Here is an 18,338-nt window from a genome sequence, read left to right on the forward strand (position 1 = left end):
TCAAAATGCCTTTTTAACATAAGGTAAGACGCATCCCCCGCAAAGCGGGGGATGCAAGGGAGGGAAATGTCAGAGCAGCTCGAACTCGCCTTTATTTACGCGGGCGGAATCGACCCCGATAAAGACGTTAAACTTGCCTGGCTCCGCATCATATTTCATCTGCTGGTTCCAGAACTTCAGCGCATCCACGTCGATGGGGAAGCTGATGGTTTTGGTTTCGCCCGGCTTCAGGTTGACCTTCTCGAAGCCACGCAGCTGTTTCACCGGACGGCTCATGGAGGCGGTCACATCCTGGACGTACATCTGAATGACCGTTGCCCCTTCGCGTTTACCGGTGTTGCTCACCTCGACGCTTGCGGTAACTTTGCCGTCACGCTTCAGGGTCGGCGCAGACATTTTGACGTCAGAAACCTTGAAGGTGGTGTAGCTCAGACCGTAACCAAACGGATACAGCGGGCCGTTCGCTTCATCGAAGTAACGGGAGGTGTACTTATTCGGTTTGTCGGCGTTGTACGGACGGCCGGTATTCAGGTGGCTGTAGTAAACCGGGATCTGCCCGACCGAGCGCGGGAAGGACATTGGCAGCTTGCCTGACGGGTTGTAATCGCCAAACAGCACGTCGGCAATCGCGTTACCGCCTTCGGTACCGGCGAACCAGGTTTCCAGGATCGCGTCGGCCTGCTGGTCTTCTTTGACCAGCGCCAGCGGACGACCGTTCATCAACACCAGCACCAGCGGCTTGCCGGTCGCCTTCAGGGCGGCAATCAGATCGCGCTGGCTTTGCGGAATGGTGATGTCGGTACGGCTGGAGGCTTCATGCGCCATTCCCTGCGCTTCCCCCACTACCGCAACAACCACGTCAGATTGCTTAGCGGTGTTCACCGCTTCATCAATCATCTCTTTCGGCGAACGCGGATCGACCTTCACCGCCTCTTCGTACTGATTGAGGAAGGTGACAATGTCTTTATCGTTGGTGACGTTCGCCCCTTTGGCGTAAACCACTTTCGCATTCTCACCCACGGCGTTCTTGATACCGGTCAGCACCGTGACGGACTGATCGGCCACCCCCGCTGCAGACCAGCTCCCCATCACGTCGCGCTTGCTGTCAGCCAGCGGGCCCACCACGGCAATGGTGCCGGATTTCTTCAGCGGCAGCGTGTCGAGGCGGTTTTTCAGCAGCACCAGACTTTCGCGTGCCACATCGCGGGCCTCTTTGCGGTGCAAACGGCTTTCCGCGTTGGTGTTCGCCGGGTCAGAATCTTTCGGCCCCAGGTGGCTGTACGGGTCGTTAAACAGCCCCATGTCATATTTCACGTTCAGCACGTGGCGCGTGGCGTCATCCAGCTCCGCCATGGTCACCTTACCGCTCTTCACCAGCCCCGGCAGGTATTTGCTGTAGTACTCATCGCTCATGCTCATGTTGATGCCGGACTTGAGCGCCACGCGTACCGCGTCTTCCGGATCGGAGGCGGTACCGTGCTTAATGAGCTCTTTAATGGCGCCGTGGTCAGAGACGGTGATGCCCTTAAAGCCCCACTGGTCACGCAGAACGTCTTTCAGCAGCCACGAATCGGAGGTCGCCGGCGTGCCGTTGAGGGAGTTCAGCGCCACCATCACCGCGCCGCTGCCGGCATCCAGCCCCGCTTTGTACGGTGGCATGTAGTCGTTGAACAGCCGCTGCGGGCTCATATCCACGGTGTTGTACTCTTTACCCCCTTCCACGGCGCCATAGGCCGCGAAGTGTTTGACGCTGGTCATCACCGCGTAGCGATCTGCCGGGCTCTTGCCCTGCATCGCTTCCACCATGGTTTTCCCCATCGTGGCTGTTAAATAGGTATCTTCACCGAACCCTTCTGAGCCGCGGCCCCAGCGCGGATCGCGGGAGACGTCCACCATCGGTGCCCAGGTCATATTCAGGCCATCATCCGCCGCTTCATAGGCGGAAACGCGCCCCACGGTTTTCACCGCATCAAGGTTAAAGGACGATGCCAGACCAAGGCTAATCGGGAAGACGGTACGCTGACCGTGCACCACGTCATAGGCGAAGAACAGCGGAATTTTCAGGCGGCTGAGTTCCATCACCTGATCCTGCATTTTGCGGATATCCGGGCGGGTGACGGTGTTAAAAATAGCCCCGACCTGCCCGTCTTTGATCATCTCGCGGATGGCCTCTTTCGGGTTATCCGGGCCGACGCTGATAAGACGCAACTGGCCAATTTTCTCATCGACCGTCATTTTCTTGAGCAATTCCGTGACAAACGCGTCCCGGGCTTCAGGCGTGAGCGGGTGATTGCCAAACAAATCCTCTGCCAGCGCAGGTTGCAGCGCCAGGCTGACGGCGACACCTACAGAACATAGCCATTTCATGTCGTTTTACTCTCTCATCAATAACCGCCGGAAGAACTCGGCCAGACCGTGCGAAAAGCGCAGTGTGCCACAAACCCTCAGAACGTTGCAGGGTTATTCTCTGATTTTTCTCGTGAATACTCGACCGCTTAACAGTTAATCGCGCTATGCTTTACAGCGAGAAATTTGCCCCACCACAAGGAGTGGAAGATGTCTTCTGTTCGAACTCACGATAACACGACGTTTATTAACGAACTGTCGCGCCTGGTTGGCTCCTCTCACCTGCTTACCGACCCGGCAAAAACCGCCCGCTACCGTAAGGGCTTTCGTTCCGGTCAGGGCGAGGCGCTGGCGGTGGTATTTCCCGGCACGCTGCTTGAACTCTGGCGCGTCCTGAGCGCCTGCGTGGCCGCCGACAAAATTATTCTCATGCAGGCGGCTAACACCGGCCTGACTGAAGGCTCAACGCCGAACGGCAACGATTACGATCGTGACATCGTGATCATCAGCACCCTGCGTCTCGACAAACTGCATCTGCTGGATAAAGGCGAGCAGGTGCTCGCGTTCCCTGGCACGACGCTCTACTCCCTTGAAAAAGCGCTTAAGCCGCTGGGACGCGAGCCGCATTCGGTCATTGGCTCATCCTGTATTGGCGCCTCCGTGATCGGCGGGATCTGCAATAACTCCGGCGGTTCGCTGGTGCAGCGCGGCCCGGCTTACACCGAGATGTCACTTTTTGCCCGTATCGATGAAAACGGCAAGCTGACCCTGGTCAACCATCTGGGCATTGATCTTGGCGTTACGCCGGAGCAGATCCTGAGTAAGCTCGACGACGATCGGGTGAAAGATGAAGACGTCCAGCACGACGGTCGTCATGCTCACGACCACGATTACATCACCCGCGTACGGGATATCGAAGCGGATACCCCGGCACGTTACAACGCCGACCCTGACCGCCTGTTTGAATCTTCGGGCTGTGCGGGCAAGCTGGCTGTTTTTGCCGTGCGCCTCGACACCTTCCCGGCCGAGAAAAAACAGCAGGTGTTCTACATCGGCACCAATCAGCCGGACGTGCTGACCGAGATCCGTCGTCATATTCTGGGCGAGTTCGCTCACCTGCCGGTGGCGGGCGAGTACATGCACCGTGATATTTATGACATCGCGGAACGCTACGGCAAAGATACGTTCCTGATGATCGACAAGCTCGGCACCGATAAAATGCCGTTCTTCTTCACCATGAAGGGCCGTACCGACGCGATGCTGGAAAAAGTGCCGCTGTTTAAACCCCACTTTACCGACCGCTTTATGCAGAAACTGGGCAACGTCTTCCCGTCACATCTGCCGGAGCGGATGAAAACCTGGCGCGATAAGTACGAGCATCACCTGCTGCTGAAAATGGCCGGGGACGGAATTGCCGAAGCGCAAACCTGGCTCAGTGAATTCTTCAAAACTGCCGAAGGCGATTTCTTTGCCTGTACCCCTGAAGAGGGCAGCAAAGCCTTCCTGCACCGTTTCGCCGCTGCGGGTGCCGCCATTCGTTATCAGGCGGTGCATTCAGACGAGGTGGAAGACATTCTGGCGCTGGATATCGCCCTTCGCCGCAACGATACCGAGTGGTTTGAACACCTGCCGCCGGAAATCGACAGCAAGCTGGTCCACAAGCTCTATTACGGCCACTTTATGTGCTACGTCTTCCACCAGGATTACATCGTTAAGAAAGGGGTCGATGCGCACGCGCTTAAAGAGCAGATGCTCGCGCTGCTGCACGCGCGAGGCGCACAATATCCTGCGGAACATAACGTGGGGCATCTTTATAAGGCTCCTGACGCACTTAAGCAGTTTTATCGCGAGAATGACCCCACAAACAGCATGAACCCCGGCATTGGTAAAACAACGCGGAATAAATACTGGAAAGAGAGTCCTGACGCGGAGCAGCCCGTGACGCAAGCATCTGATTAATTCCCACAGCCAAATTTGAGAGATTGTTAAGCGCGCCTTAATCGTACTAGAGTAGCGTTCTGTCGCCGGAGAAACGTTTCTCCGGCATCTGTTACGAGGAGCAGGCACATCATGTCGGCTGTTGATATTTTATCCGAAACCGAAGTGGAAGTGCGCGATGCCCTTCCCGACGATGTGCATGCTATCGCCGCTATCTACGCCTGGCATGTGCTTCACGGGCGCGCATCCTTTGAAGAAGTTCCCCCCACCATTGATGAAATGCGTCAGCGAATGAAAAGCGTGGACGAGAATGGCTTACCGTGGCTTGTCGCACTGTATCGCGGCATCGTCGTAGGCTACTGCTACGCGACGCCTTACCGTCCGCGCCATGCCTATCGCTACACTCTGGAAGAGTCGATTTACGTGGATGCGAGTACTACCGGTCGTGGTTTTGGCTCCGTCCTGATGGATGCGCTGATCGCCCGCTGCGAGCAAGGTCCGTGGCGGCAGATGATTGCCGTTGTGGGGGATGGCAACAACAATGCCGGCTCGTTACGGCTGCATAAGAAATACGGCTTCGAAATCGTCGGTCAGTTACGTAGCGTTGGGTATAAGAAAGGTGACTGGCGGGATACGGTGATCATGCAGCGCTCACTCAATGACGGAGACTGGACGCTGCCGGAGTAAGGCGCAGCGAGGTCTGTTGCCCTCTCCCGCGGGAGAGGGCGAAAACACAGTCATCAGCAATCCGGCTCAGTCGTTCTGGGCGGTTGCCATCTGCTCTGCTTTCTGCTTTTTGTAGGTCAACGCCGCGGCCGGTACCGGCTGCACTTTCCCCGTCTCAATCCAGGTACGCAGTCGGCTTGCATCCGCGAAGTGGGTGTATTTACCAAAGGCATCCATCACCACCAGCGCCACCGGTTTACCGTTGAATACGGTACGCATCACCAGGCAGTGGCCCGCCGCGTTGGTAAACCCGGTTTTCGTTAACTGAATATTCCAGTTATCCCGGTACACCAGATGGTTAGTATTACGGAACGGCAGCGAATAGGCCGGGTTCGCAAAGGTCGCCATCTCTTCACGGGTCGTACTGAGCTGACCAATCAGCGGGTACTGTTTGCTGGCAATCAGCAGTTTTGTCAGGTCGCGGGCCGTGGAGACGTTGTGAATCGACAGGCCAGTCGGCTCGACGTAACGGGTATTGGTCATCCCCAGCGATTTGGCTTTTGCGTTCATCGCACGAATAAATGCGTCGTAGCCACCCGGATAGTGGTGGGCCAGGCTCGCCGCCGCGCGGTTTTCAGAAGACATCAGCGCCAGCAGCAGCATGTTTTTACGGCTGATTTCGCTGTTCAGTCGTACGCGGGAGTAGATCCCTTTCATCTCCGGCGTATGGCTGATATCCACTTTCAGTTTTTCGTCCAGCGGCAGATGTGCATCAAGCACCACCATCGCGGTCATTAATTTGGTAATCGAGGCGATCGGGCGTACCAGATCCGGATGGCTGGCGTAAATCACCTTATTGGTGTTGAGATCAACAATCATCGCACTGCCGGAAGCGATTTGCGGCTGGGCAGCAGCGGTGGTCACGGCGGGCGTTTTGGCGATCGCTGGCGCGGCAGCGGACGCTCCCAGCAACAGGGCCAGGCTAAGTAAAGAGACTCGGAATTTCAGCATGGTGAGACTTCTGATAATTATTCACGCACGTTATGACGTACACCGCCTGTGTCGATGGAGAAACGCAGGCTGGCTTCGGCATCATAGCGGTCACCGGGCTTTGTCGCCAGAGGATAATCGTGAACAGATGCTGCATTGCTGGCATTTACGCCAGCAATGCAGTGAGCCTAGAAGAGACGGTATCCATAACCCCACAGAATAACCGTCAGAGCCAGTAGCGCTTCCAGCACCAGCACGCCGATGGCGAGCGTTGAACTGGAGAAGCTCAGGCCCTCTTCTTTATTGATATTGAGGAAGGTTGGTACCCCCAGATACAGCAGATAACCGGTGTAAAAGAGGGCAATAGTACCGATCAGCGCGCACAACCAGACCAGTGGGTACAGCGCCACAATACCGCTTAAGAACAGCGGTGTCGCGACATACCCGGCGAAAACCATACAGTGTGCCAGCGATGGACGTTGCGGATAGTTACGCGCCATCCAGTGAATGACACGCCCCATGACAGCCACACCCGCCAGCATCAGGCCATAAAAGAGAATGGCCAGTGAAAGACCGGTAAACCAGGAAAGCTGAACCACGGTGCCATCACCAAAGTTCCAGCCGATTTGTGTTGTGCCAATAAACGCGCAGATTACAGGCACCGCTGCCATCAGCAGCACATGATGCGTGTAATGATGCGAGACCGTTTCGTTCTCCGTTTTGATGACATGCATTTCACGATCGGGATGGGAGAAAAGTCCCCAGACATGGTTCATAACGCCCCCTTGTTGTCGGCCCGTCAGCGATATCTTAAGTATAATGCAGGCCTGAGATTATTTTATGTACAGTGGGAAATTTCCGTTGATTGCCCCGTTATTGATTCATGGGGTATATGATTAACCGAGGCATAATAAGGGAGATGACATTGACGTAATGGATATCAACAGTCTTATTGAACAATATGGATACGCTGCACTGGTCGTTGGCAGCGTGGCGGAAGGAGAAACCATCACGCTGCTCGGCGGGGTGGCCGCGCATCAGGGGTTACTCAAATTCCCACTTGTTGTTGCCGCAGTCGCACTCGGCGGGATGATTGGCGATCAGCTGCTCTACTTTCTGGGACTGCGCTTTGGCCCTACGCTTTTGAAGCGCTTTTCAAAGCACCGCAAGAAAATTCACCGCGCCCAACGGCTTATCCAGCGTCACCCTTACCTGTTCGTGATTGGCACCCGTTTTATGTACGGCTTTCGGATTATCGGCCCGATACTGATTGGCGCCAGCCATTTACCGCCGAAAATTTTCCTGCCGCTGAACATTCTTGGCGCGATTGCCTGGGCCCTGATCTTTACCACGCTCGGTTATGTAGGTGGAGAAGTGATTGGTCCGTGGCTGCATAATGTTGACCAGCATCTGAAGCACTGGGCATGGGTTATCCTGATTGTCGTGGTGGTAATTGCGGTCCGGCTGTGGCTGAAGCATCGGGAAAAGACGCGGGATGAAGAGTAAGTGCAATGGCGCCCTCTCGCACAAAGAGAGGGCGAAAAGTTTCTACCCGGCGGGCTTAAATTGCGGATTTGCCAGCATAAAACCGCCGTCGACAATAAATGATTGCCCGGTAGCATAGCTGGCGTCACCGTCACACAGCCACGCCACCAGGCTGGCAATCTCTTTGGTATGCCCCGGCCGCGCGAGCGGGATCGCGGGCATCGAACCGGCCTTCACTTCACTGTCGTCCATATCATTCATTGGCGTGGCAATGGCTCCTGGCGCAACGGCGTTCACCAGAATGTTATGCTCGACCAGCTCCAGCGCCATGGATTTGGTTAATCCGCCCAGGGCATGCTTGGCCGCCGTATACGCACTGGCATCCGGTAAAGGCGTGTGTTCATGCACCGAGGTAATGTTCACAATTCGCCCCCCTTCTCCCTGCTTGACCATCTGACGCGCAGCGATCTGTGAACAGAGAAACGCGCCATCCACGTCAACGGTAAAAATCCCCCGCCACTCCTCAAACGGCATGTCGAGAAACGGCGCTTTGGTCATCGCCCCGGCATTGTTGACCAGCACATCCAGCCGACCAAAGCGCGTAATTAACGTTTCAATGGCCTGCGCGCCCTGCGGGAGAGTGCTTAAATCAAGTTGAACCGCCTCTGCACGCCGCCCCTTCGCCTCGACTTCGCGGCAGGTTTCCAGCGCACCTTTTTCGTCGGAATGCCAGGTGACGCCGATATCAAACCCTCGTTCAGCCAGCATCAGGGCCGTGGTTTTCCCAATCCCGGAATCCGATGCGGTAACAATCGCGACTTTGGTCATACTCACCTCCAGAAAAGCTGCAAAGAGGTAAGTATAGATAATCGCGCTTTTTAGCCCTGATGATAGCCGCCACCCAGCGCCGAGGTCAGCTGCAGCGTGGCGTCAACGTACTGGCCTTTGAGCATCACCCCGGTGAGCTGCTCCCTGAGGGCCGGTATTCTGGCCTCACTCACGCGGGAGCCGGCGATAATGCCGGCGCGAAAGCGGGCCTGAGCCAGTGCAACAACGCGGGCAGCCTCTTTTTCGACACGCTGCTGGTGCTGGTTTTTGGCGGTCAGTGTTTCGACTTCGCTGGCCGTGCGCGCCACCTGATTCACCGCATCCACCACCGCTTTGTTATAACGCACGACGGAGAGATTGTTCTGCGCCTGGGCAATATCCAGCTCGGCGTTTAGCCTGCCGCTGTCGAAAATGGGCAGCGTCAGACCGGCGGTGACGCCCATCTGCTGCGCAGAAGAGCGGAACAAATCGCTCAGGTGCAGGGCATCCTGCTGTAAGAAAGCCATCAGATTCACATCGGGATAGAAGGCTGCTCTGGCGGCCTCAACATCACTCATGGAGGCCTCGATATACCAGCGAGCCTCCTGCAAATCCGGTCGACGTGCCAGCAGTTCATACCCCAGCGTGGCCGGGAGCGAGGCTTCTACTGTGGGTAAGGCGTGGCGTGTAAGCGTCACTGAGGAGGTGTTCGTCAGGGCGCTCAGACGCGCCTCAACGGCTTTCATTTTTCCGTTCACTTCTGCCAGCTGCTCGTCAGTTTTGCTGGCGTTGATGTCGGTTTCGACGCCCTCTACGGAAGAGGTGATCCCATGCTGATACAGTTCGCGGTCGGCTGCAATAATCGTGTCCTGCTGGTGTTTAATCTCCGTGAGAACATCCCCCACCGCGGCCTGGGTTTGCCACGCCCAGTAAAGACGCGCCACGCTGCTGGCAAGCAGTTGCCGGGTTTGCTCAAGCTCCGCTTTTTGCGCGTTTACCCGGCCAATTCGGGCTTCAACCCGTGCACGATTTTTCCCCCACAAATCGAGATCCCAGCCCGCGCTCAGACCAAAAGTACCGTTGGTGTACCACGGTCCGGTGGTTCCCGCCGCCGGATCGGTTATCGCAAAGGGCCCCATCAGCCCCTCGGCCGACATTTTTTGCCGTTCAGCATCCGCTGCGAAATCAATTTCTGGCCCCCGGCGGCCAGGGTGGCTTTTGCCTGCGCTTCCGCCAGCGTGATGCGCTGACGGGCAATTTGCATATCCGGCGCATCGTTCAGCGCCTTCGCAATCAGCGAATTGAGTTCAGGATCGTTATACGTTTTCCACCATGCATCTTTCGGCCACGCGGTATGGCTCAGCGTAGTATTCACCGCAGCCGTTGTTGATTGCATATTTACAGGGGAAACCGAGGCATGTTCCGGCGCGCAGGCCACCAGAATAAAAACCAGGGGAATACTCAGAGATAAAGGTTTCATTACGCCATTCACGCGAAAAATAAAGGCGCAACTTACGCCAGACGTCGCTCTTTTTTTTAGTAACGCGTGGCAACCCGCAATTTGTCATACATTTTCATATTCGGAAAATTATTCATCATAAGAATGAATTAAATGAGTGAATTCATCTTCATTATAAATTCACTGCTACACTTACTTTCGACAAACAGACGCGGGAGAAGCGAATGAAAATATTACTGTGGGTTATTTTAATTATATTTCTGATAGGGCTGCTGGTGGTAACCGGTGTATTCAAGATGATTTTCTGATTTCATTGCCCGGCTCAGCGCCGGGCAAATTCACATCATTATGCTTTCAGGGAAGCGCCTTTTGTGGCAATAACCTCTTTATACCAGTAGAAGCTTTTCTTACGACTGCGCGCTAACGTCCCTTTTCCACTGTCATCACGATCGACATAAATAAAGCCATAGCGTTTTGAGAGTTCTGCTTTAGACGCACTGACCAGATCGATCGGCCCCCAACTGGTGTAACCCATTACCTCCACACCATCTTCAATGGCTTCACGCACCTGTACCAGGTGGTCGTTAAGGTAGCTAATGCGGTAATCATCCTGCACTACGCCGTCAGCATCCGGCGTGTCTTTCGCGCCCAGACCGTTTTCCACGATAAACAGCGGCTTTTGATAGCGATCCCAGAGCACGTTCAGCAGGGTACGCAGGCCGACAGGGTCAATCTGCCAGCCCCACTCGGAACTAGCCAGATGCGGGTTAGGTACCATGCTAAGGATATTGCCCCGAGCCTGCTCATTAAGCGCCTCATCCGCGGTGACACATCCCGTCATGTAGTAACTGAACGAGATAAAATCGACGGTCGATTTCAGCGCCTCACGATCGGCATCGGTGATATCAATCTGGATATCGTTATCGCGGAAGAAGCGCTGCATATACCCCGGATAAACACCACGGCACTGCACATCGCCAAAGAATTGCCAGGCGCGGTTTTCCTGCAGTGTTTCCAGGACATCTTCCGGCTTGCAGGTCAGCGGATACATCAGACCGCCCAGCAACATGTTGCCAATCCGGGCGTCTGCAATGATCTCATGGCAGGCTTTCACTGCCAGCGCGCTAGCCACCAGTTGATGATGGATAGCCTGATACACCTCACCTTTGCTGCTGATTTCCGGCAGGCCGACGCCGGTCATCGGTGCATGCAGAGACATATTGATCTCATTGAACGTCAGCCACAGCTTTACCTTCGTTTTGTAGCGCGTAAATACGGTACGGGCATAGCGCTCAAAGAACCCAATGGTCTGACGACTGGCCCAGCCTCCGTACTGCTTCACCAACCCCCACGGCATTTCGTAATGCGACAGTGTGACAAGCGGCGTGATGTTGTGCGCGGCCAGTTCGTCAAACAGTTTGTCGTAAAAAGCCAGCCCCGCTTCGTTAGGGTGCTGCTCGTCGCCGTTCGGGAAAATGCGTGTCCAGGCAATGGAAACGCGCAGGCAGCTAAAGCCCATCTCGGCGAACAGTTTGATGTCCTCGGGGTATCGATGATAGAAATCAATCGCGATATCCTTGATGCCGCTGTCGCCCTCGACGCGCTCAACCACCGGGCCAAAAACTCCCTGCGGCTGGACGTCAGAGGTGGACAACCCTTTACCGTCTTCCCGATAAGCGCCTTCTACCTGATTCGCGGCAACCGCACCGCCCCATAAAAAATCATCCGGGAAAGTCTTCATTCCATTCTCCTGTTATTGATGGTTTACGCTGAGTAACGGTGCTCCCGCATTCACGGAGGTTGCCGCCACGGTCACCACTTCGCGGTACTCGTCGCTATTACTGATAATAATCGGGGTCGCCAGGTCGTATCCGGCATCGATAATCGCCTGACGATCAAACTCCAGCAGCAGATCCCCCGGCTGTACCTTGTCCCCCACCTTCACATGAGCGGTAAATGGCTTGCCGTCGAGCTTCACGGTGTCGATACCTACGTGGATTAACACTTCAATACCGTTGTCACTGAGCAGGCCGATGGCGTGTTTGGTCTGGAAAAGCGAAGCTACAACGCCAGCAAAAGGGGAAACCACTTTGTTATCTGAAGGAATAATGGCAACCCCGCTGCCCAGCAGGCCGCTGGCAAAGGTGGTATCCGGCACGTGATCGAGCGCCAGAACGGTACCGGTCATCGGGGATAACACGTCGTTTTCCCCGACCGACACTGCAGAATCAGGCATTGTGCGCCCCGGCATACCGGCCACCAGCGTCAGGCCACAGCTCAGTACCAGCGCAACCACCGTACCAATAACGCCGCCCCACAGCGTGGCATTCACCCCACCCGGCGGGATCATTTGTGCGATGGTAAAGATATTCGCGAAGCCGAAGGAATAAACGTGGGTATCGCTGAAGCCGACAATCGCCCCGCCGATAGCACCAGCGACACAACCAAAGATAAACGGACGGCGCAGCGGCAGGTTTACGCCATACACGGCTGGCTCGGTGATGCCAAAGATCCCGGCCGTGACGGATGAGCCTGCCAGCATTTTCTGGCGGGCATCGTGGGTACGCAGGAAAATGCCCAGCGCCGCACCCACCTGACCAAATACTGCTGGCAGCAACATGGGCAGCATCGAGTCATGCCCCAGTACCGCCAGGTTATTAATCATCAGCGGCACCAGCCCCCAGTGCAGGCCAAAAATTACGCATACCTGCCACAGTGCCCCCATTGCCGCCCCCGCCAGCCACGGTGCCAGCACATAGATCCCCTGATAGCTGTTCGCCAGTATCTGACTCAGCCAGGTCGCCAGCGGACCAATGACCAGGAACGTCAGTGGAACAGTAACGCCTAAACAGATCAGCGGAGCGAAGAAGTTTTTCATCGATGATGGCAGCCACCTGGTGCTCTGCTTTTCCAGCCAGCAGCTTACCCACGAAGCGAGAATAATCGGGATCACCGATGTGCTGTAGTTGAACCAGGTAACCGGAATACCAAGAAAGGCTTCCGATACCGCCCCCGGCTGTTGGCTCGCATTAAAGGCGGCGATCATCATCGGATGGGTAAGCGCCCCGCCGATCACCATGGTAATAAACGGGTTGCCGCCGAATTTTTTCCCGGCCGTATAGCCCAGCACCAGCGGGAAGAAGAAGAACAGCGCGTCGCTTGCGGCAAACCAGATTTTATAGGTGCCACTTTCAGTCGTGAGCCAGCCGCAAACCACGGCCAGCGCAAGCAGCCCTTTTAAAATACCGGACGCAGCAAGGATGCCAATAAACGGCGTGAAGATCCCGGAAACGATGTCGATCAGACGGCCCAGCAGGTTGCCTTTTTCCATCTTATCGTCCACCACAGGGGTATCATCTGTCAGCCCTGCTTCCTTGCGTACCGCCAGCCACACATCATGCACATGGTTACCAATCACGACCTGAAACTGACCGCCGCTTTCGACTACCATGATCACCCCCGGGTTTTTCTTTAACCCTTCCGCATCCGCTTTTTGATTCTCTTTCAGTTTGAAGCGAAGCCGGGTGGCGCAGTGAACAAGGCTGACGATGTTCGCTTTCCCGCCAACGTGCCCGAGAATATCCTGTGCTAAAGCCTGGTATTCCATCTCGATTTCCTTACATCCGATGCCCGAAGGCACCTGTTGACTGAGTACAAAATAAAAAAACCCGAGAACGGTCTTTTTTCAAAGACCGCACCCGGGTTTTGCCTGCATTATGCAGTAACAATCCCATTGTTGAGGCTTAGCGCCCCTCTTTTCTTACCCGCTCAATATGAATCGCGAGGAACATAATTTCTTCGGTTGTCAGCTCACGCTGATAGCTCTTATTCAGATGCTGCGCGATTTTCTCTGCGCATTTCCAGGCTTTCGCGTAATTGTCCTTTACCGCCGTATGCAACGAAACATCATCATCTTCTACCACGGTGCGGGTAAGCATCCGCTGAGCAAAAAATTTCAGATGGGTGACAAAACGCTGATAACTGAGCGACTCTTCGTCATACTCAAGCTGTAGCTGATACTTCACCAGTTGCAGGATCTCCTGCATCACCCGCGTCACGTGCATCACTTCCGGCATTTCGCTATTCAGTTGCGCCGTCACCAGATGCAGCGCGATAAACCCGGCTTCATCCTCCTCGAGTTCAACATTCAGGCGTTTGGCGATAATGGCCCGCGCCTCCTGCCCTAATTCGAACTCCTTCGGATAGAGACGTTTAATATCCCACAGCAGCACATTTTTGATTGCCAGCCCTTTCTTTTGGCGTTCAATCGCAAAGTAGCAGTGGTCCGTTAAGGTGATATACAAACTGTCCTGCAGTTTCCCCAGCCGCTGCGCTGCCTGCCCAATAATGCAGTCACAGGTGGTCATCACCTCAAGCGGGATCTGGCTCAGCAGCTCTCCGAGTCGACGCATCAACTCATCGCTTTGTAATGCAAACACCTTTTCAATAAGCGCGGTATCCAGTTCATCACCGACGCGTTTCTGGAACCCCAGCCCACGCCCCATCACGACCTGTTCACATCCGCGTTCATCCTGAACAACCACCACATTATTATTAAGAATTTTGGCGATTTTCATCGGAACCCCAGAAACAAAAAAACCTGACCTCCGGCAGATGCCAGAAAATCAGGTTTTGCCTGCCTAAGCAGTAACAATCCAGTTCTGGCACTCTATCAGTTTCATTCGTAGCCTCAATATGTCACGAGTTAGAAACGTGACGCAGATCGAACTTGCGACGGTGATCTCAGAAGGTCACCACCGTTTTCAGCTCAGTTACCCAGGCATCCTGCGTGCGGGAAACCCCACCAGGATGGTGCCAGTATTGAATGCCCGGCTGTAGCTCCAGCCATGACAGCGGACGAAAGCGATAGTAGAACTCACCGTTCAGCGAATGGTCCGGCACAGGATGGTATGCCGGATCGTTATAATCGGAAGTCCCGTTCAGGCTGTTCAGGTAACGTTGGTTGCGTGCGTACTGGCTGCTCATATCAATCCAGGTCAGACCGAAGCCAATCCAGTCTTGTGGACGCGCATCAAACAACCCACGGTATCGCAGAGAGGCTGCGTATACCTGGTGCATAGAGTTCGTGCGTTGATCGGCAAGACTCATGCTGAAAGAGGCGCTCAACCCACGATTCGGATCATTTTGATGTTGGGTCAGTTGCTGGTTTAGCCCGGCATACATAAACCAGGTGCGGTTGTGCTTATCAAATCCATCCGGGTCGCTCGCACCCGCCCCACCGGATTTACCCCGGTAAAGATCGGTTTGCGGCGCATTGGTAAACACTACGCCCAGATTGTACGCGCCCGGCAGACCGTTGATATGCGGACGCGCTTCGATTTCAACCGGGAGTAATATTCCTTTGCTGCCCTTTGTTGACCAGCTCCAGGCATGGCTGCGGCTTGACGCGTCCGGGTTTTGCTCCATCACACCGCCTTTTATGGTCAGCGTGGGCGTTACTTTATACGCTAGCGTGGAGCCCCAGGTATGCACGTTCCAGTTGTTCCAGGTCAGTGAGTTGGCAGATTTCCCGCCGCACTGCGAGAGCAACTGGAAGTCACACGGAATGATTTGATCAAAGGTTTGCACTTTGTTCATCATCCCGATGCGCCAGGTCAGACGCCGCTCGTCAAAGCTGCGGGCAAAGGTGAGCCAGCCCAGGCGGGTAATCGACTGCCCTCCCCAGCTTTCCTGGGTCAGGTCGTTAAAGTTAACGCGCGGATCCTGGACACGCCTGGTGGTAAGATCGTCATTGTGATTACGGTTGACGATATTTCCTTCGATCTGCGCATCCGGCACGCCTGTCCAGCGCTCCAGATCCTGATTAAAGGTCAGCGCAAACTGATCAATATACGCCACGTGAGAATCATGGTTATAGCCGCCACCTCCGTTCCAGGCGATTTCGTTCAGATAGCCCAGATTATAAGTAAACCCGTTATCGTTAATGATCTTGCGGATGCCGCCCATATCGCCCAGGAGAGGGTCCGGTGGCGCTTCAAAACCTAACACCGTTCCATTCCATTCCTGTGCCCCTGATAAAGAGGGGAATGTTATTAAGGCGAGCGCGCACAGTGTAGTGTGTATATTTTTATATGCCATCATAACAACCTGTGAGTGAGTATTGAGTGCGTAAGCCGTCGCAGGAAAATTCTCTTTTCCTGTCGCGATTTAATTATTCATTTCAGTGAAAGACGTCAGTAAAAATTGTTAAGCCAAATTTCTCTCCTGCGTAAATGACAGGCAAAAAAAAACCTAAGCGCTCCACAGCGATACGTGCTGTGAAACGCTTAGGTTTTGCCTGTTAACCAGTAACAATCCTGCGTTGAATACAGTGGCACCTTAACATCGTGGCGTCACGTTGAAAACCTGCTTTGTTTTATATTTTAAAAAAGTGTGAGCAAATTAACGCTTATTATTTGGACTGAATCACCCGTGCAATATCAGCGGAAGTCTGCAGCGTGCGGATCTCCTGAAATAACCCCAGCGCTTCACTGTACTCTTTGCGTAAATAACTGAGCCACTGCTTAATTCGCGCGACGTGATATAACCCGGTATCACCCTGTTTTTCGAGGCGGCTGTATTTTTTCAGCAGCGTGACCACATCAGCCCACGGCATACGTGGTTCGTTATATTTAATCACCCGGCTGAGGTTTGGTACGTTAAGCGCGCCGCGGCCAATCATCACCGCATCGCAGCCAGTCTCTTTCAGGCACGCCTGCGCGCTTTCGTAATCCCAGATTTCGCCGTTGGCAATAACGGGAATGGTGAGTCTTTTGCGGATCTCGCCAATCGCCTGCCAGTTAATACGTTCGGCTTTATAGCCATCTTCTTTGGTGCGGCCATGCACCACCAGCTCAGTGGCCCCGGCCTGCTGCACGGCATCGGCAATCTCAAATTGCCGCGCGTCGCTGTCCCATCCCAGACGCACCTTTACCGTCACCGGCAGATGCGACGGTACAGCCTCACGCATGGCTTTTGCGCCACGGTAAATCAGCTCCGGATCTTTCAGCAAGGTGGCGCCGCCGCCGCTACCATTCACCAGTTTTGATGGGCAACCGCAGTTGAGGTCAACCCCAAAGGAACCAAGCTCTACGGCACGGGCCGCGTTCTCCGCCAGCCATTCGGGATACTGACCCAGTAGCTGAATGCGCACCAGCGTGCCGGAAGAGGTGCGGCTCTGATGATGCAGTTCCGGGCAAAGGCGATAGAATGATTTTACTGGCAACAACATATCGACCACGCGCAAAAACTCCGTTACGCAGAGATCGTAGTCGTTCACCTCGGTCAGAAGCTCGCGCACGAGGGAGTCGAGCACGCCTTCCATTGGGGCCAGTAAAACACGCATAGCAGTACCTGTGAAAAAAGACGCGCTATAGTAGCCGCTCTCCCGGCATGAGGAAAGCCCGGCGGTTAACCCGGTGAGGTTATACCAGACGTTCCATTTCGGAATGTCTGGTATGCTCAAAATTCATGATGTGATCCGTGGCACATTTTTAGGTTTAATTGTATGATGAATTCGTTTCATCAAGGACTTTCACCATGAGAAAATCATTGAACATTATCTGGCAATATCTTCGCGCATTCGTCCTGATTTACGCCTGCCTGTATGCCGGAATCTTTATCGCATCCCTGCTTCCCATCACCATTCCCGGCAGCATCATCGGAATGTTGATCCTCTTTGTTTTGCTGGCATTGCAAATTCTGCCTGCCAGATGGGTTAACCCTGGCTGCTTTGTCCTTATTCGCTATATGGCGCTGCTGTTCGTGCCTATCGGCGTCGGGGTTATGCAGTATTTTGATTTGCTCCAGGCGCAGTTCGGACCCATTGTGGTCTCCTGCGCGGTCAGTACGTTGGTGGTTTTCCTGGTAGTAAGCTGGAGTTCGCATCTGGTGCATGGCGAACGTAAAGTGGTTGGGCAGAAAGGAACAAAACAATGATGGCCAATATCTGGTGGTCGCTGCCGTTAACGCTGGCAGTATTCTTCGCCGCACGCAAACTCGCCGCACGTTTCAAAATGCCGTTACTTAATCCGCTGCTAGTGGCGATGGTGGTGATTATCCCGTTCCTGCTTCTCACCGGCATTCCTTATGAACGCTACTTTGCCGGCAGCAAAATTTTGAATGACCTTCTGCAGCCCGCCGTGGTGGCGCTGGCCTTTCCTTTATATGAGCAATTGCACCAGATCCGCGCCCGCTGGAAATCCATCATTACCATCTGTTTTGTCGGGAGCCTGGTGGCGATGATCACCGGCACCTCGGTGGCGCTGTTGATGGGCGCTTCTCCGCAAATTGCGGCCTCTATTCTGCCTAAGTCGGTCACCACGCCTATTGCGATGGCCGTGGGCGGCAGCCTGGGGGGGATTCCGGCCATCAGCGCCATGTGTGTGATATTCGTGGGGATCCTCGGCGCGGTCTTTGGACATACCCTGCTGAATGCGATGCGTATCCACACCAAAGCGGCACGAGGTCTGGCGATGGGTACCGCGTCGCACGCCCTGGGCACCGCGCGCTGCGCTGAACTGGATTATCAGGAAGGGGCGTTTAGCTCACTCGCACTGGTGATCTGCGGGATTATCACCTCCCTGCTCGCACCGTTTATTTTCCCGCTGATTGTGGCGGTCATGGGTTAAAATTTGCGATGCGTCGC

15 protein-coding genes and 1 pseudogene are annotated in these 18,338 nt (G+C 54.7%); 6 read left to right on the top strand and 10 right to left on the bottom strand.

Going from position 1 to position 18,338, the window contains the following annotated elements; genetic code table 11:
- Positions 1-69: 69 nt before the first annotated feature.
- Positions 70-2,367 carry a beta-glucosidase BglX gene (gene bglX, locus BH714_RS11280; RefSeq protein ID WP_040017982.1) on the bottom strand — a complete coding sequence of 766 codons (2,298 nt, stop codon included), beginning with the start codon at positions 2,365-2,367 and terminating at the stop codon, positions 70-72.
- Between the two features lie 189 nt (positions 2,368-2,556).
- On the opposite strand from bglX, the gene dld reads away from it, so the two are divergent.
- Both dld and BH714_RS11290 read left to right on the top strand, forming a co-directional pair.
- A complete protein-coding gene (gene dld, locus BH714_RS11285; RefSeq protein WP_020883209.1) occupies positions 2,557-4,305 on the top strand; it encodes a D-lactate dehydrogenase in 1,749 nt (582 codons plus the stop codon).
- 111 nt (positions 4,306-4,416) lie between these two features.
- Entirely contained in the window at positions 4,417-4,971 is a 555-nt protein-coding gene (locus tag BH714_RS11290) for a GNAT family N-acetyltransferase (RefSeq protein ID WP_032680597.1), read from the top strand.
- 66 nt (positions 4,972-5,037) lie between these two features.
- Here the strand turns inward: BH714_RS11290 and pbpG are convergent, their stop codons facing one another.
- Positions 5,038-5,961: a D-alanyl-D-alanine endopeptidase gene (gene pbpG, locus BH714_RS11295; protein ID WP_014170890.1), complete on the bottom strand. Its 924-nt coding sequence runs from the start codon at positions 5,959-5,961 to the stop codon at positions 5,038-5,040.
- Between the two features lie 167 nt (positions 5,962-6,128).
- The gene (locus BH714_RS11300) at positions 6,129-6,716 is read right to left on the bottom strand and encodes a Yip1 family protein (RefSeq protein WP_014170891.1); all 588 of its coding nucleotides are present in this window, start codon (positions 6,714-6,716) and stop codon (positions 6,129-6,131) included.
- Positions 6,717-6,873: 157 nt separating this feature from the next.
- On the opposite strand from BH714_RS11300, the gene BH714_RS11305 reads away from it, so the two are divergent.
- Positions 6,874-7,446: a DedA family protein gene (locus tag BH714_RS11305; protein ID WP_032678567.1), complete on the top strand. Its 573-nt coding sequence runs from the start codon at positions 6,874-6,876 to the stop codon at positions 7,444-7,446.
- Positions 7,447-7,488: 42 nt separating this feature from the next.
- Here BH714_RS11305 and BH714_RS11310 read toward each other — a convergent pair whose 3' ends face one another.
- Together BH714_RS11310 and mdtQ are read right to left on the bottom strand one after the other, a co-directional pair.
- Positions 7,489-8,253: an SDR family oxidoreductase gene (locus tag BH714_RS11310; protein WP_020883205.1), complete on the bottom strand. Its 765-nt coding sequence runs from the start codon at positions 8,251-8,253 to the stop codon at positions 7,489-7,491.
- A gap of 50 nt (positions 8,254-8,303) precedes the next feature.
- A pseudogene (gene mdtQ / locus BH714_RS11315) lies at positions 8,304-9,712 on the bottom strand (multidrug resistance outer membrane protein MdtQ).
- A 203-nt stretch (positions 9,713-9,915) separates the two neighbouring features.
- Between mdtQ and yohP the strand changes: the two are divergent.
- Entirely contained in the window at positions 9,916-9,999 is an 84-nt protein-coding gene (gene yohP, locus BH714_RS24565; protein WP_015572324.1) for a small membrane protein YohP, read from the top strand.
- 38 nt (positions 10,000-10,037) lie between these two features.
- Here yohP and BH714_RS11320 read toward each other — a convergent pair whose 3' ends face one another.
- The 5 genes from BH714_RS11320 to dusC form a co-directional block, all read right to left on the bottom strand.
- The gene (locus tag BH714_RS11320; protein ID WP_040017985.1) at positions 10,038-11,432 is read right to left on the bottom strand and encodes a glycoside hydrolase family 1 protein; all 1,395 of its coding nucleotides are present in this window, start codon (positions 11,430-11,432) and stop codon (positions 10,038-10,040) included.
- 12 nt (positions 11,433-11,444) lie between these two features.
- The gene (gene bglF / locus BH714_RS11325; protein WP_040017986.1) at positions 11,445-13,298 is read right to left on the bottom strand and encodes a PTS beta-glucoside transporter subunit IIABC; all 1,854 of its coding nucleotides are present in this window, start codon (positions 13,296-13,298) and stop codon (positions 11,445-11,447) included.
- A 136-nt stretch (positions 13,299-13,434) separates the two neighbouring features.
- Positions 13,435-14,268 (bottom strand): BglG family transcription antiterminator LicT, encoded by an 834-nt coding sequence (gene licT / locus BH714_RS11330; RefSeq protein WP_014170897.1) that lies wholly within the window; start codon positions 14,266-14,268, stop codon positions 13,435-13,437.
- A 166-nt stretch (positions 14,269-14,434) separates the two neighbouring features.
- Positions 14,435-15,790, bottom strand: coding sequence for a carbohydrate porin (locus tag BH714_RS11335; RefSeq protein WP_040017988.1), 1,356 nt, complete (start codon positions 15,788-15,790; stop codon positions 14,435-14,437).
- A gap of 313 nt (positions 15,791-16,103) precedes the next feature.
- Positions 16,104-17,036 carry a tRNA dihydrouridine(16) synthase DusC gene (gene dusC, locus BH714_RS11340; protein WP_040017989.1) on the bottom strand — a complete coding sequence of 311 codons (933 nt, stop codon included), beginning with the start codon at positions 17,034-17,036 and terminating at the stop codon, positions 16,104-16,106.
- 194 nt (positions 17,037-17,230) lie between these two features.
- On the opposite strand from dusC, the gene BH714_RS11345 reads away from it, so the two are divergent.
- Positions 17,231-17,629 carry a CidA/LrgA family protein gene (locus BH714_RS11345; RefSeq protein ID WP_020883202.1) on the top strand — a complete coding sequence of 133 codons (399 nt, stop codon included), beginning with the start codon at positions 17,231-17,233 and terminating at the stop codon, positions 17,627-17,629.
- Positions 17,626-18,321 carry a CidB/LrgB family autolysis modulator gene (locus BH714_RS11350; protein ID WP_014170901.1) on the top strand — a complete coding sequence of 232 codons (696 nt, stop codon included), beginning with the start codon at positions 17,626-17,628 and terminating at the stop codon, positions 18,319-18,321. The genes BH714_RS11345 and BH714_RS11350 overlap by 4 nt, the downstream gene beginning before the upstream one ends.
- Positions 18,322-18,338 lie beyond the last annotated feature (17 nt).

Origin of the sequence: Enterobacter ludwigii (assembly GCF_001750725.1) — a bacterium.
In the GTDB taxonomy this organism is placed as follows: domain Bacteria; phylum Pseudomonadota; class Gammaproteobacteria; order Enterobacterales; family Enterobacteriaceae; genus Enterobacter; species Enterobacter ludwigii.

Coding starts and splice junctions, on each gene's coding strand:
- bglX (WP_040017982.1), bottom strand. CDS start 2,367: ATGAAATGGCTATGTTCTGTAGGTGTCGCCGTCAGCCTGGCGCTGCAA.
- dld (WP_020883209.1), top strand. CDS start 2,557: ATGTCTTCTGTTCGAACTCACGATAACACGACGTTTATTAACGAACTG.
- BH714_RS11290 (WP_032680597.1), top strand. CDS start 4,417: ATGTCGGCTGTTGATATTTTATCCGAAACCGAAGTGGAAGTGCGCGAT.
- pbpG (WP_014170890.1), bottom strand. CDS start 5,961: ATGCTGAAATTCCGAGTCTCTTTACTTAGCCTGGCCCTGTTGCTGGGA.
- BH714_RS11300 (WP_014170891.1), bottom strand. CDS start 6,716: ATGAACCATGTCTGGGGACTTTTCTCCCATCCCGATCGTGAAATGCAT.
- BH714_RS11305 (WP_032678567.1), top strand. CDS start 6,874: ATGGATATCAACAGTCTTATTGAACAATATGGATACGCTGCACTGGTC.
- BH714_RS11310 (WP_020883205.1), bottom strand. CDS start 8,253: ATGACCAAAGTCGCGATTGTTACCGCATCGGATTCCGGGATTGGGAAA.
- yohP (WP_015572324.1), top strand. CDS start 9,916: ATGAAAATATTACTGTGGGTTATTTTAATTATATTTCTGATAGGGCTG.
- BH714_RS11320 (WP_040017985.1), bottom strand. CDS start 11,432: ATGAAGACTTTCCCGGATGATTTTTTATGGGGCGGTGCGGTTGCCGCG.
- bglF (WP_040017986.1), bottom strand. CDS start 13,298: ATGGAATACCAGGCTTTAGCACAGGATATTCTCGGGCACGTTGGCGGG.
- licT (WP_014170897.1), bottom strand. CDS start 14,268: ATGAAAATCGCCAAAATTCTTAATAATAATGTGGTGGTTGTTCAGGAT.
- BH714_RS11335 (WP_040017988.1), bottom strand. CDS start 15,790: ATGGCATATAAAAATATACACACTACACTGTGCGCGCTCGCCTTAATA.
- dusC (WP_040017989.1), bottom strand. CDS start 17,036: ATGCGTGTTTTACTGGCCCCAATGGAAGGCGTGCTCGACTCCCTCGTG.
- BH714_RS11345 (WP_020883202.1), top strand. CDS start 17,231: ATGAGAAAATCATTGAACATTATCTGGCAATATCTTCGCGCATTCGTC.
- BH714_RS11350 (WP_014170901.1), top strand. CDS start 17,626: ATGATGGCCAATATCTGGTGGTCGCTGCCGTTAACGCTGGCAGTATTC.